We start from the raw sequence: 13,386 nt of genomic DNA on the forward strand, positions 1-13,386 counted from the left end.
TGTTTAAAAATCACTCCCACAATTAATTGATGTATTTACAAAACATAGAACTATCCCCTTTCAAATATAAGAATATCTAATTATACCATTTTTTCCAGAATTAACGCTTCTAAGTTCACTAAATAAGTTCTTCTCCAAAACGATTCAGTTTCTTTATAGTCTTCCCTATTCTGTCTATCCTTTGATAACTTAATAAACTTTTGAAAATACGCCTGGTCAAATTTCTCTCGAGATATTTCCCTTTTAATTTCATCATTTTCAATTGAAATTTTTATCATTTCGTACATATAGCTTATTTTAAATTCTTTTGTCATCTGCTCATCTACTTCTCTTATAATCCTTCTCATATCTTTATTTTTATGAAGACTACGATATGATAAGATATAATGCTTATAATTAACTCCTAAGGATTCAACTAAATCTTTTTTAAAAGCAAGTGCATTGTCATATTCATCTTGACTAACTTCTTCATGATTTCCATCAGTTCTTTTAAAAATATAAACAGATGATTGACCTATTCTCCCTTCACCTTCAAGTCGATTAAAAGAATTATTAACTAAATTAATGAAAAGCGTCATATAAGCCTTCTATATCGTTTAGTGAAACGGTCAGTATAACGGTCATGTAAGAAATTACACCGTATATCGACTTTTTTAATAGGTTTTGGACCTGGTATGACGTATTTTTTTGATAATAGGATATATCCTAGTGGCCCATCAATATATTCTTTAACAAGTTTTAATTTAAAATCATCACTGTATTTTGCCATATAAAAAAGCACCCCAGACATTAGAATTTCATTCTAACTTTTGGGGTGCACCACCATTAACGTGGCTTTCTATAATCTATTAAATACTTTAGTTTAGATGTGTCTGTAATTTCATTTCCATCAAGGTCATGACCAAAACCGGTAACGTCGCCCTGATCATTATAGTAAATATATAAATGTTCTTTTTCGTCTTCATAAATTACTTCAACTTCATAATCTCCAGTTTTAGAATCAAAAACTGTTTCTTTATGACTTATAGCATCTGAGAAACCCATCTCTTCTATTGCTTCATCCACTGCCTTCGTAGTTTGAGTTTTATTTATAATCCTACCCGTTACGTACCAGATAACACCTACCAATAAGAGTACAACCAAAGCAATTAGCACTTTTCTCATTTTCCAAAAACCTCCTGAATTTCAATTTCCTAATATCTTATTATATAACATAATTAACCTATTTTTTAATAAAACGAAAAAATAATAAACCTAATCCTCTCATCAACCAGTGTAGGAACTGTTTAAATATATCTTCTTTATTTTCAATTGAAATTTCCCCAACTGGCAATTCATTTTCACTCACGATCTACTTTTATCAAAAACAATATTATGCTAAGATATTGGAAATAATACAGTTGAATTCGTCATTATTTTGTATTTATATTTATCAACAAGATGGGAGTGTAAGGCATTATGATCAACAAAAAAGGAATTGGATTAATAGGGATTCCATTTCTTTTGTGCAATTGCATCTACTTTTCTTTAGAGATTTACAAAGAGGTTGTTAAAAGAAATTTATCAATAGCTTTTGGCAAAAACATAGAAAGAGAAGATTACTTACATCTCAATTTTTTAAATGAATTATCAGATATTCTTGGAGCAATTTTAATTGTTTTGTTATTGACTTTGTTTTTTTGGTTTATTTTAAAGAAGGAATTTGTCTATTTTAACTACTTGATTTCTATAAATATAATTGTTTCTATTTTGTTTTTAATATTAAGTTTTGCTGTCTCAGCCATTTTTAATTTCGCTATAGGAAACCTAACTCAGTTCCATTATAGTCAATTAATTCTAACTATTATTATCTTAATAATTCAAAAAATTTGGTCCTTTTCAAAAAAAAGACTTCTAGTCAGTTGACTTTGTAATAATAACTTTCTTATTAAAGTTATTGATGCTTCTTAGTCTTTGATTGTACTTCACACACATTCACATGCAAAAATGGGAACAACATTTGATATTTACGGTCATGCACTTCCTGAGGAAGATTTAGAAGCTGCAAACTACGCAAATGTCATCTTTAAAAATAATGCAGAATAAGGTTTAATAATAATCCAACCCCAATTTGCTTTTTAGTATTAATTTAATTCTCTTCACCAAAAAGAAAATACCCGCCAAATCCCTTTTAAATAAGGATTTGGCGGGTAATTTAGCTAACGTCCCAGGAGAGATTCGAACTCCCGACCCACGGCTTAGAAGGCCGTTGCTCTATCCAGCTGAGCTACTGGGACATAATAATGGAGCGGGTGAAGGGAATCGAACCCTCGTCATCAGCTTGGAAGGCTGAGGTTTTACCATTAAACTACACCCGCACTATTGATCTATTTTGTATTTTTAAACGTTAATCTTTCGTAACAGACAAGATTCATTATAGTCATTTTCGCCAATTATGTCAATTATTTTTTCAAAAAAAATGCTGTTAAAAGATAAAAAGAACCTTCAATCAGTGGGAAATTTCGTTCATCTCCCACTGAGGTTCGTTGAGTGAATCAAGACATGAGCGGCCGTTATCACCCACCTCAATCGATTTGCTCTACGCTTTATTTTTAGATCCTTGGTTTACGGACGATTATCTGTGATAAAAGAACTAAAGACAGACTTAGCCCTCTTATCTTCTAAGCTAAAGTTGTATGATAGGCTAAGTCTTTAACTTCATCGCCATTCAAGCGATAAAAATGGACATGATAATTTTGCTTCTCGTCCCATTCTAAAATGGCATAAGTTTCTTCACGTCGACCTCTTGGCATGCGAATGCTTCCTGGGTTAATAACCAGTTGATCACCGACTTTGGTTACTGCTGCCAAATGCGAATGGCCATGACATATAATTTTTGCACCGACTTCACTTGCGCGATATGTAATAGGTGTTAGATTCATTTTAACATGATGCATATGCCCGTGGGCAATGAAAAATTTTTCACCAGCAATCGTTATTGCTAATTCATCTGGATAATCTGAGTCATAATCGCAGTTGCCTGCTACTCTTTGATAACCTTGCATTTCCACTTGATTATAATCAAGTTCAGAATCACCACAATGAATCATTTCATCAACTTTTCCTTCGTAACGCTGTTTCAGTAATTCAACTTCCTTTAACCAACCATGACTATCACTTATTATTAAAACTTTCGCCATGTCTAACCCTACTTTCTAATCAAGTGCTAACCAATCTGCTAACTTGCGTAATGCTTGCCCACGGTGACTAATGGCACTCTTTTGTTCCGGGGTTAATTGAGCCATCGTACATGGATAATCCTCTGGTTTGAAAATAGGATCATAACCAAATCCTTGATCCCCTATGGGTTCAAGCGTTATATGACCTTTACAATAACCCTGTTTAATGACCGTATCACCATTTGGATCAGCAAGAGCAAGGGCACAGACAAATTGTGCCGTTCGTGCTTGCTCTGGAATGTTTTTTAATTTATCTAGCACTTTTTCTATATTTTTTTGATCGTTCTTTTCCATACCCGCATAGCGTGCCGAGTAAACACCAGGCGCACCATCTAAAGCATCGATCGCAAGACCAGAATCATCAGCTAAAACTGGCATTTGCATAAGCTCAGCAATGGTCTCAGCTTTTAATGCTGCGTTTTCTTCAAACGTTATCCCTGTTTCTTCAACATCACTTATTTCCTCATCTAAATCAAGTAAGGAAATCACTTCAATCCCTTGTTTGTTAAACAATGTTTTAAAATCTTTCACTTTTCCTTTATTTTTAGTTGCAATTAATATTTTATCCATAACCTATTCCTCTTCTATCTCCAGCAGTGTGGCATAGTCTGAAAGCGCCTCTTTTTGCATTGAGAAAATCTGTTTCATCCCCTGATTCGCCAAATCAAGCATTTGCTGAAGCTGGTTTGGGGTAAAAGTTGCTTCTTCCCCTGTGCCTTGAATTTCGACAAATTCTCCTGCCCCTGTCATGACAATATTCATATCAACATTGGCTTCCGCATCTTCAACATATTCCAAGTCGAGAACAGCTTCACCATTTGGCATGATCCCTACAGAGATGGCTGCTAAATAATCAGTGATCGGCATTTCATTAAGAATTTCCTGATCTTTTAATTTTCCAAGTGCATAAACCATAGCAACAAATGCCCCAGTAATTGAAGCTGTACGTGTGCCTCCATCTGCTTGAATCACATCACAATCAATCCATATCGTCCGCTCTCCAAGCTTATCCAAATCGACAACAGCTCGTAAGGCGCGACCAATCAAACGTTGTATCTCCATCGTACGACCGGATACTTTTCCTTTTGACGATTCTCTTATGTTTCGTTGCTCTGTTGCTCTTGGAAGCATGGCATATTCAGCTGTAATCCACCCTTTACCTTGACCACGCATAAATGGAGGGACGCGATCTTCTATACTGGCATTACAGATCACTTTTGTATCTCCTACAGTAATTAACACCGAACCTTCAGGATGTTTGGTGAAGCCTGTATCTATTTTTAGCGCTCTCAATTGATTAACAGATCTATTATTGGGTCTCATTCCATCTTCCTCCTTTTATTCCGTTATTATCGTAACATATTTTTAACCAATACGTTTAATTCATTCTCTTATTCGCTATAAAAAGAACAAATCAATCTTTGTGATATCCCTATATGCTGTTATCTTGTCTGTTTCACTCTCCTTCAATTTAAATAGTGGTGTCTCATAACAATTAAAGCTTGTCACCAAGTCTTGACAGTGACAAGCTCGCATTTTCTATACATCATGATGATCAGCCTTATAAACTGCCTGTTGGCACAAAAGTATCACGTGTAACGGGTTCAATATAAGGAACCCCGTGTTCATTGAAAACTTGTTCAATATCGGCTACAGATATTGAAAGTGCTGACACATCTGGCTGATCAGTCAAGGTTAATACTAACGTTTCAATCACTTCATCTGCAATATACGCTTCATTAACGTCAGCTAAAATCTCTTCCGTAAATTCAATTGACAGAATACCATCTTCTAGCTCTTCAATATCAAGAATTTCCACATTTGGATTAAACACATGTAAAAAGTTCGACTGATAACTAGGGCCATCTAGCAGCGCTTGTACAATCGATTGATAGCGATTGTCACTATCGATTTCAATATGTTGAGTCACCGGAACATAGTGGAAATTCGGTCCTAATTGGGTTGGATAATAAACGGTCACCGCTTCACTGTTTAGTAAATCGATCGCTTCACTTTCGATTAAATTAATTCCGTTTGCTCTTGAATAACCATTCATAATCGGTGTGCCGTTAACCGGCATTTCTGTTAATTCAAAACCATTGATCCATAGCTTTACCTTATCGACATTATCAAATTGTGTTAATGTATAAGTCATCGCTTGAATGATTTGTTGCTCTTTACTAGCCTCATATTCCTTAAACTCATTTGATAAATCAACGATCATCGTCCCGTCTTCTTGTAAATTAAGACCTAAGATTTCTGTCCCCACTGGTAAAACCGCCTCAAACCCATTTGGTAATAATTGACTCACAGGTCCATCTTTAACCAAGTATTCTAGTACCTGTGTGGCTACTTCATTTGAATCTGCTTTTGGTATTTCAATCGTTTGTGGAACAACAATCCCTTCCTCACTAATTAAAAACAACTGTCTTGCAACGGTTTCTTGCTCTTCACCCTCTGTTTGATCATCTTCTACTAATTCTTCCTCATCTTCTTGCTCTTCTTCTTTTGGCACATCTATGTCTTCTAAAGTGTCTTCAGAGTTAAAAATGCCGCAACCAGATACCGTTAACACACTAAAAATAAGTAACAAACTAAGACCTATCGATCGAATCAGCACTCGTTTATTCATGTTATGTCCTCCTCAGATGGTTTGTACTAACATGTATACGAGCCCTATAAAAAAATTAGACCAGTGAACAAGAAAAAGATATGTGGTTGAACTACTTAACTAAAAAAGTGTTGAACACTATTTTTCAAAAACATCTAACATCTACCCTTTCATGGCTAATGGAATATTACCAAAAAAAATCGATACTAAACATGTCAATAAACAACAATGTTTGTATCGACTTTAAATACAACCTTCAACCAGTGGACATTTTCGTTCTTTTCTCGCCTAAGTAGATGATCTTTGTTCTCTATTTTAAAGTGAGCGTTTTACAGACGGTTAGCTGTGATAAATATATAACTATACCATTCGCTCACTATTCATTATCTATTAATGTTTGATCTATCGTAACTTGTTCAATAAATTGAACAGGATAGTCCATCCATCGATTGGCTATTTGTTCAAATAATATAGGGGAACCTGTCGTATAAAATTGGTGTTTAGCAAGCCTTTCCCCTTCATAAGCGATATGTTGATAACTCATAATGACACTGACTTCACGAGCCGTTTCTTCACCTGAGGAAATGATTTGCACACGCTGTCCCATCACCGCCTTGATCTGATCAGCAAGTAAAGGGTAATGTGTACAACCCAAAATCAATGTATCTAACCCATGATGTTTAAGCATGGGTTGTAGAGAATCACTAACAATCTGCTCTGCTGCTTCCCTTGAGAACTGTCCACTTTCTACCAATGGCACAAATTTAGGACAAGCCAAATCATATATATCTAGTTTAGACGAGATATACTCCAAGGCATGTGGATAAGCTTTACTTTTTATAGTTCCTTCTGTACCAATCACACCAATTTTTTTGGTTTTGGTTATTTTCATCGCCGCCCGAGCACCGGGCTGAATGACTCCAATAACAGGAATGGACAATTTCTCTTGTAAAAATTCAAGCGTAAACGCTGTTGCCGTATTACAGGCAATGACCAATAATTTAATTTGTTTCTCCATCAAAAAATCTACCATTTCCAACGTGTACCGGATGACTTCTTTTTCTGGACGCGGACCATAAGGGCAACGTACTGTATCACCTAAATAAATAAGCTGTTCTTTCGGTAATTGGCGCATAAGCTCACGCGCTACCGTTAGACCACCAACACCTGAATCTATGACACCGATTGGCTGATCCAATTCTATCCCTCTTTTTCTATTTTTTCTTATTATTCTCTTTATCCCACTTCATCTTTTCTAATAACAGATCAAGCACATGATGTAAAGCATCAACATTTTCCGCAGATACATCAGCTAAAACCGTACTTAAATAAGCTTGGCGTTTTTGAATCACTTCATGAATGATTTCTTTACCTTCTGGAAGTAGATGAATGCGTACAACACGACGATCTTTTGTATCTCGTCTCCGTTCTACTAACTGATTCTTCTCCATTCGGTCGACCAAATCCGTCGTTGTACTAAATGCTAAATTTATTTTATTGGATAATTCTCCAATTGTTAAGTCTCCATCTTCTAAAAGCCACTGTAGCGCAATAAATTGCGGTGTCGTAATAGAATAGTTCTTTAAAATCTCGCGTCCTTTATGCTTAATAATGCCATTTATGTAGCGCATATTTTTTTCGATTTGAGCAATTGGACGATCAACTGCTTCGTTTTCCACCTTGACAATCCCTCCCTCGTTAGAATTCCTTCTTGTATCATAACATTTTTTTAATCATTTAGGTAAAAATTAATCAATTGATTATTTCTGAAGAAGTAGAATGAATAGATAGTTTTAATAAAACGAGTCTTCAATCAGTCGACATTCTCGTTCTTCTCGCACTGATTGGTCGTTGCGCCAGGACATTAGTATCCCTTATCTCCCGCCCAAATAGATGAGCGCTGTTCTCTATTTTGAGACGCGTGATAAAAACGTAGCATGACACTCTATATGTAGAAAAGACCGAAGATTATTATGGCTTGAACGAGAAGAAGTCCTTACATTCTCATTCAAGCCGAAGGAGTGGTGAATTTAAAAACAACAAATATCCATTTTGCCGTCATTGATCATTAGATTCTAATTTTATTTCTTGTTAATGGCGCGCATTGCTAACAGTAATACACCAACAGGTAATAGTTTTGTTGCGATCCTAAAGCCTGTCGCGACAGGTCCGTTCGTCGAAACTGCCTTTCCTTTCCGACTCGCCTTCAAGACATGAATCGCCTCTTCTTCTGGTGTTGTCTTTGGCAAATTAGCGATGGCTGAATGACGTGCTGATTCACCAGCGACATCAAAGAATTCCGTTTTAACAGGACCTGGACAAGCAGCTGTAACTGAAATATCACGACCTCTTAATTCCTCATGTAAAGCCCGGCTATAAGATAACACATAAGCTTTCGTTGCTGCATAGATCCCAAAATTAGGCTGTGGTGCAAAAGCAGCTGATGAAGCAATTTGAATAATCTTAGCACCCGATTTCATGTAAGGTAGGACGACACTTGTCACTGCTGTCATCGCTTCACAATTAAGCTTAACCATACCTAGCTCCGCTTCTAGAGGAAGTTCTCCAATTTTACCAAACTTACCGTAGCCAGCAGCATTTACTAATAAAGTTACATTTGGCTTCTCATTTGCTAGTGTTGCCTCCAAAGCTGAAATACTTTCAGACTGCACCAAATCCAAATCTAACATTTTTAGTTTAATAAAAACTTCATCTGACAGTTGTGTTAACCTGTCTTTACGGCGAGCAATCACCCAAACCTCATCAATATTCGGATAATCTCGATCAATTGTTTTTACAATCTCTCTTCCAATACCTGAAGACGCACCGGTTACAATCGCTACTCGATTCATTTTTATCAATCCTTTCAATTAATTATCGAACTTTTTTTAAGACAAAGAAATAAGATTTGTCCACTTTACGCGTCTTAAAATCCATTACGCCTAGTAAAGTCTGATTATCAATTTTTCTAAATACATCAATAATCGCTTTATCATCATAAATCAGACTAGCACTTGTCTTATCTCTATAGTTTGTCATTCTTATTCTTGCTGAACTTTTATCCGTCGCTAACAAAGGCCGAAATAATTTCATACCTAGCTTAATAGATATTGACGGCAGTTTATCGATTGGCAAATCGAGTGGAAGCAACCACGGATTGACATTGTAAAGCGTCCCATCATTTTTCAAACAAACTAGCGGATACACCTGTTCTTCATTGATAAATCGCTTCCCAAACCAATTCGATGCTGATAAGACGCCTTCTAACGGATGACCAGTCTTGATTTCTATCCCCTTCCACAGCCCTAAAATATCTGCTGAATTTACTGTTTCCAGCTGATCAAACCAAGCAAACGCTTCTTGTTGGGTCGCCCCTTGTTCAATGATTCTTTTATACTTTTCAGAGTCAAACATCAATGTGCCCTCCTTAGAACATATAACATGGCTTTACGATCAACTTATCATTCACAAAATGATTTAACATCAACCTATACAAGTATATTAACATTTTATAGAAGGATGATACCAGCTTTTAAAAAACACATTCACATATGTTCACCTCACTTCCCCCAATAATACACATGACCACTCTATATTTATAACGTGCTCATAAATCTTAAAAGATCGTCATTTAACCTAACCTTTTCTCGTATCCACTTCACTAGAATCACTTGAGAATAAGATAACATACTACCCTGAAGATGATAGACTTTTATATTCAATAAGTGCCGTTTTTGTTGTTCTCCCGCGGATTGGAAGTTGAGTGAATCAGGTGTTTAGCGTCCATTCGCTCCCACCTAATTTGATGAGCTCTGCTCTCTATTTTGAGGCGAACGTTTTACAAAGAGTTGCCTGCGATAAATATGTCAGATAAATTTAAAGCGTTTTCTTCGCTATTTCATCTTAACATGATAAAATAAGATTATACTCAAGGAAGGAGTAGATAACATGAACATTATCAAGTTAGGAACAAGCAATCTAGAAGTTGGCGAAATTTCACTTGGTTGTATGCGTATGAGTGGCCTCTCTAAACAAGAAGCCCGCAATGTTATTGAAAATGCATTAGAACATGGCGTTAATTTGTTTGATCATGCAGATATTTATGGTGGAGGGAAATCCGAAGAAGTCTTTGCTGACGCAATCAATATGAATGTAGATGTCCGTGAAAAAATGGTTCTTCAATCAAAATGTGGGATTCGAAAAGGTTTTTTTGACTTCTCAAAGCAACACATTATCCGTTCAGTTGAAGGCAGCCTAAAACGCCTAAATACTGATTATCTTGATATCCTGCTCCTACATAGACCAGACACACTAGTTGAACCAGAGCAAGTAGCAGAAGCTTTTGCAGAATTAAAAGACAGTGGAAAGGTTAAATACTTCGGTGTAAGTAACCAAAATCCAATGCAGATCGAATTACTAAAAAAATATCTAGATCAAGATTTAATCATCAATCAACTTCAGCTAAGTCTCATGCATACACCAATGATTGATGCTGGATTTAATGTTAATATGGTCCATGACAAAGCCGTTGATTATGACAACAGCATTCTTGATTACAGTCGCTTAAATGATATGACGATTCAAGCATGGTCCCCTTTCCAATACGGAATGTTCAAGGGTGTTTTTGTCGGAAATGAACAATTTCCAGAAGTCAATGCTAAACTAGACGAGCTCGCAGACAAAAAAGGCGTGACAGCTTCTGCCATAGCAATTGCATGGATCTTAAGACATCCAGCAAAGATTCAACCTATTGTTGGAACAATGAACCCGAAACGACTTGCGGATATCGCTAAGGCAAGTGATGTGAAGTTAACACGTGAAGAATGGTATGAACTTTATCGAGCAGCAGGTAATAGTTTGCCTTAGAAGTCAGAATATAAAAAACAAGCATCAAGAATGGAGCGCTCTCCACCTGTTAGACTTAGAGACTAACAATTGGAGATGCAGTTCAGAATGATGCTTGTTTTTTTAGATTTCATTTAAACTTTTTATGAGGACACCCCTCTTTGAGCTTTCAGAACGATATGGACGACCACTTTCTAAACAACCAACAGCTGATTCAGATTACGGCAGTAAAGAAAAACAAATCGAAGTTTATGTAAAATACATCTCATTAGATAAGGAACAGAAAGACATTTAAAATTCAAATGTCGCGTGAAATGAAAACAGAGAATGATTATACTTCAATGAAACGCATATACCGGTGCACAGATGAGATGTCATGAGTGCCCGTCTTGATATTTGCTCCAAAGGGAAGGAAGGAAAAACAACACTGTTTCTATGAAGAATCAGGAACAAAGGAAAGAAATTCGTGAGTGTCTATCTACAGAAAATGGAGACAAGCTATATCGACGTAGAAAATTCAGTCAAATTTAGTTCCTTACAGAAATGCCCCTTTTAAAGTATAAAAATAGCAGCCTGACATGTACTTTTTCATATCGGGCGGCTACATACTCTCGCTAACTCACTCTTTTTTCGCTTGTTTTAGCTATTTTTAATTCAAGTTTGGCAGGAGAAGATCTACTTTTACACTCATTGTCAGTTTTTTATTTAACTTCATCTCGTATCACTTTCTTTCTGCACTATTTATATGCAGATATGGGTGTACTTACTTGTTATTGAATTATCTTTGAATCATTTTAAACTCAGTTCTAATTTAAATGACTTTATCATAATTTAGTATCACAATCGCTATAAGCATGGATTGAAATAATAATAAGTAGGTACAAAAGTCTATCTTGAAAGAGGTAGGCTTTTTACCATGGCATAAACCCCATTCCACATTCTCCTGTCAATACAAAGTAACAACCGATTTCAATCCACGCACTCATAAAGAGTGCGACCCAAATCAAACAGTCCCAAAGTTTAAAACAGAAATTTCAATCCACGCACTCATAAAGAGTGCGACTTAAATGTTGATATTTAGCGTAGTTAAGGATGGTATTTCAATCCACGCACTCATAAAGAGTGCGACATTTTAATTTTTCTGTGATTGTAAAATGTGTGGATTTCAATCCACGCACTCATAGAGAGTGCGACGCGATCTGAGATCACATTTGATGCAAAAAGAGTAATTTCAATCCACGCACTCATAGAGAGTGCGACGAACAAACCCCTTCTATGCCTATATCCGATGAGATTTCAATCCACGCACTCATAGAGAGTGCGACAGTTTACTGATAACCGCCTAGAAGACATAGAGATATTTCAATCCACGCACTCATAGAGAGTGCGACAGCTTCTATTCTTGTTAATTCTATTTTCGTTATATTTCAATCCACGCACTCATAGAGAGTGCGACGTTACAAGTTATTAGCTTAACACTGTTAATATTAATTTCAATCCACGCACTCATAGAGAGTGCGACCCTATCAACCCAGCTAACGTTTTTAAAAACGTGGTTATTTCAATCCACGCACTCATAGAGAGTGCGACAGCGAAATTCTCCTATATAAAGGAAATTTAACCTTGCTTTTAAGATAAATTTCGCTCTACCTTTATAAAAACACATAATTATTTTTAAATCGATTACATACTTTTACATATTTCGCTCTTTTTTTGGTGCGGGTGCCTTAGGGATTTTATGTGCGCTTAGGGTTCGCACCAACAATAAATTTAAAAACCTTATTGTTTGTCCTTCTTTAAACCTGAATTGAACATCTCAACATAAGCCATATGTGGAAACGGTATAGGGTTGTTGATCAGCATCAGTAATTGATTTAATTGGAAAATGAGTGATAATAAAGCTATTTCTTTATTTGGATCTTCTGGATCGTTCACTTTATAATTATCCAATGTAAGTTCACTAGGTTTTCCTTTCCATTCCTTTCTTAATTCTGAATAACATTCTTGATGATGATTTAACCGTAAATACCAATTGGATAGTATTGGAGGTTCAGCCACCTCCGGATCTTGATAAAAACTGACCTCCAAACGCTCCCCTTTAGGCCTTAATAATATATCAAAAATTTCATTTATTGTACTTCTTTGAGAAAGGGATTGATTCATATGACATAAAATCAAAATCGGCCTAGTTCCGGTTTGATAAATTTCCTTTGGAGATTTTGATTCAGTAGGCACAATGAATTTACCTTCTTCATTTTCTACATATTCAAATTCTCCCACTGCCATATTTGAATACATTCTAGCAATTGATTTGAGCGAGGTTTTCAAATTATTAATGCTATCTACCCACGGCTCTACATCACTTTTATCAAAAGATGTACTCTTGCATTGAATAGCTGCCGCTACAGCTTCAATTGGGATATATTTCAATTCCCCGTAATTAAATATATACGGTGTGTATTGCTCATCAAAAATTGCCAAATCTACTTCAGCGGAAACCTGTCCTTGTGAATCAATGATAAAAACCGATCGCGCTATTGAAAATTTTTTGGGAATAATTTGTGCAAATAGAGATTTCCAAACTTCTTCTCGGAATCCTCCTATCGTCCCTGAATGCTGACTGTTGATTTGAAGTTGTCTGGCTATTGAACGTTCCAATTCTTTATAATTATCGGCGATCATTTCTGTAACTGTCTTTTTATTTTTGCTCAC

General features: G+C 36.0%; 13 protein-coding genes, 2 tRNA genes and 1 CRISPR repeat array. Of the genes, 2 read left to right on the forward strand and 13 right to left on the reverse strand.

Annotated elements, in window-relative coordinates; translation table 11 throughout:
* Positions 1–80: 80 nt before the first annotated feature.
* Together JOE23_RS10290 and JOE23_RS10295 are read right to left on the reverse strand one after the other, a co-directional pair.
* Positions 81–578, reverse strand: coding sequence for a hypothetical protein (locus JOE23_RS10290; protein WP_204438175.1), 498 nt, complete (start codon positions 576–578; stop codon positions 81–83).
* A gap of 247 nt (positions 579–825) precedes the next feature.
* A complete protein-coding gene (locus JOE23_RS10295) occupies positions 826–1,164 on the reverse strand; it encodes a DUF3139 domain-containing protein (protein ID WP_204438177.1) in 339 nt (112 codons plus the stop codon).
* 294 nt (positions 1,165–1,458) lie between these two features.
* On the opposite strand from JOE23_RS10295, the gene JOE23_RS10300 reads away from it, so the two are divergent.
* On the forward strand, positions 1,459–1,905 hold the full coding sequence (locus tag JOE23_RS10300; protein WP_204438179.1) for a hypothetical protein: 447 nt from the start codon (positions 1,459–1,461) through the stop codon (positions 1,903–1,905).
* Between the two features lie 297 nt (positions 1,906–2,202).
* Here the strand turns inward: JOE23_RS10300 and JOE23_RS10305 are convergent.
* The 10 genes from JOE23_RS10305 to JOE23_RS10350 form a co-directional block, all read right to left on the reverse strand.
* A tRNA-Arg gene (locus JOE23_RS10305) sits at positions 2,203–2,276 on the reverse strand.
* Between the two features lie 7 nt (positions 2,277–2,283).
* Positions 2,284–2,357: transfer RNA gene (locus JOE23_RS10310), tRNA-Gly, on the reverse strand.
* A gap of 303 nt (positions 2,358–2,660) precedes the next feature.
* On the reverse strand, positions 2,661–3,179 hold the full coding sequence (locus tag JOE23_RS10315; protein ID WP_204438181.1) for a metallophosphoesterase family protein: 519 nt from the start codon (positions 3,177–3,179) through the stop codon (positions 2,661–2,663).
* A 15-nt stretch (positions 3,180–3,194) separates the two neighbouring features.
* Positions 3,195–3,788 carry an XTP/dITP diphosphatase gene (locus JOE23_RS10320; protein WP_204438182.1) on the reverse strand — a complete coding sequence of 198 codons (594 nt, stop codon included), beginning with the start codon at positions 3,786–3,788 and terminating at the stop codon, positions 3,195–3,197.
* Positions 3,789–3,791: 3 nt separating this feature from the next.
* A complete protein-coding gene (gene rph, locus JOE23_RS10325) occupies positions 3,792–4,541 on the reverse strand; it encodes a ribonuclease PH (protein WP_204438183.1) in 750 nt (249 codons plus the stop codon).
* Positions 4,542–4,779: 238 nt separating this feature from the next.
* The gene (locus tag JOE23_RS10330; protein WP_204438184.1) at positions 4,780–5,850 is read right to left on the reverse strand and encodes a GerMN domain-containing protein; all 1,071 of its coding nucleotides are present in this window, start codon (positions 5,848–5,850) and stop codon (positions 4,780–4,782) included.
* A gap of 355 nt (positions 5,851–6,205) precedes the next feature.
* Complete coding sequence (racE, locus tag JOE23_RS10335) at positions 6,206–7,027, reverse strand: glutamate racemase (RefSeq protein ID WP_239585357.1); 822 nt, start codon at positions 7,025–7,027, stop codon at positions 6,206–6,208.
* 16 nt (positions 7,028–7,043) lie between these two features.
* Positions 7,044–7,460 carry a MarR family winged helix-turn-helix transcriptional regulator gene (locus JOE23_RS10340; RefSeq protein ID WP_204438339.1) on the reverse strand — a complete coding sequence of 139 codons (417 nt, stop codon included), beginning with the start codon at positions 7,458–7,460 and terminating at the stop codon, positions 7,044–7,046.
* A gap of 450 nt (positions 7,461–7,910) precedes the next feature.
* A complete protein-coding gene (locus JOE23_RS10345) occupies positions 7,911–8,681 on the reverse strand; it encodes an SDR family NAD(P)-dependent oxidoreductase (RefSeq protein WP_204438185.1) in 771 nt (256 codons plus the stop codon).
* Positions 8,682–8,703: 22 nt separating this feature from the next.
* Complete coding sequence (locus JOE23_RS10350; protein WP_204438186.1) at positions 8,704–9,243, reverse strand: DUF4334 domain-containing protein; 540 nt, start codon at positions 9,241–9,243, stop codon at positions 8,704–8,706.
* Positions 9,244–9,777: 534 nt separating this feature from the next.
* Between JOE23_RS10350 and JOE23_RS10355 the strand changes: the two genes are divergently transcribed.
* Positions 9,778–10,695, forward strand: a complete 918-nt coding sequence (locus JOE23_RS10355) for an aldo/keto reductase (RefSeq protein ID WP_204438187.1) — start codon at positions 9,778–9,780, stop codon at positions 10,693–10,695.
* Between the two features lie 945 nt (positions 10,696–11,640).
* Positions 11,641–12,264: direct repeats of the CRISPR family, unit length 32 nt; unit sequence ATTTCAATCCACGCACTCATAAAGAGTGCGAC.
* A gap of 189 nt (positions 12,265–12,453) precedes the next feature.
* Here the strand turns inward: JOE23_RS10355 and JOE23_RS10360 are convergent.
* The gene (locus JOE23_RS10360; RefSeq protein WP_204438189.1) at positions 12,454–13,386 is read right to left on the reverse strand and encodes a DUF6602 domain-containing protein; all 933 of its coding nucleotides are present in this window, start codon (positions 13,384–13,386) and stop codon (positions 12,454–12,456) included.

The organism is Amphibacillus cookii (assembly GCF_016908375.1).
Lineage (GTDB): Bacteria > Bacillota > Bacilli > Bacillales > Amphibacillaceae > Amphibacillus_C > Amphibacillus_C cookii.

Excerpts from the sequence above, each read along its gene's own strand:
- JOE23_RS10315 (WP_204438181.1), bottom strand. The coding sequence starts at position 3,179 with ATGGCGAAAGTTTTAATAATAAGTGATAGTCATGGTTGGTTAAAGGAA.
- rph (WP_204438183.1), bottom strand. The coding sequence starts at position 4,541 with ATGAGACCCAATAATAGATCTGTTAATCAATTGAGAGCGCTAAAAATA.
- JOE23_RS10320 (WP_204438182.1), bottom strand. The coding sequence starts at position 3,788 with ATGGATAAAATATTAATTGCAACTAAAAATAAAGGAAAAGTGAAAGAT.
- JOE23_RS10355 (WP_204438187.1), top strand. The coding sequence starts at position 9,778 with ATGAACATTATCAAGTTAGGAACAAGCAATCTAGAAGTTGGCGAAATT.
- JOE23_RS10350 (WP_204438186.1), bottom strand. The coding sequence starts at position 9,243 with ATGTTTGACTCTGAAAAGTATAAAAGAATCATTGAACAAGGGGCGACC.
- JOE23_RS10330 (WP_204438184.1), bottom strand. The coding sequence starts at position 5,850 with ATGAATAAACGAGTGCTGATTCGATCGATAGGTCTTAGTTTGTTACTT.
- JOE23_RS10290 (WP_204438175.1), bottom strand. The coding sequence starts at position 578 with ATGACGCTTTTCATTAATTTAGTTAATAATTCTTTTAATCGACTTGAA.
- JOE23_RS10295 (WP_204438177.1), bottom strand. The coding sequence starts at position 1,164 with ATGAGAAAAGTGCTAATTGCTTTGGTTGTACTCTTATTGGTAGGTGTT.
- JOE23_RS10345 (WP_204438185.1), bottom strand. The coding sequence starts at position 8,681 with ATGAATCGAGTAGCGATTGTAACCGGTGCGTCTTCAGGTATTGGAAGA.
- JOE23_RS10340 (WP_204438339.1), bottom strand. The coding sequence starts at position 7,460 with ATGCGCTACATAAATGGCATTATTAAGCATAAAGGACGCGAGATTTTA.
- JOE23_RS10300 (WP_204438179.1), top strand. The coding sequence starts at position 1,459 with ATGATCAACAAAAAAGGAATTGGATTAATAGGGATTCCATTTCTTTTG.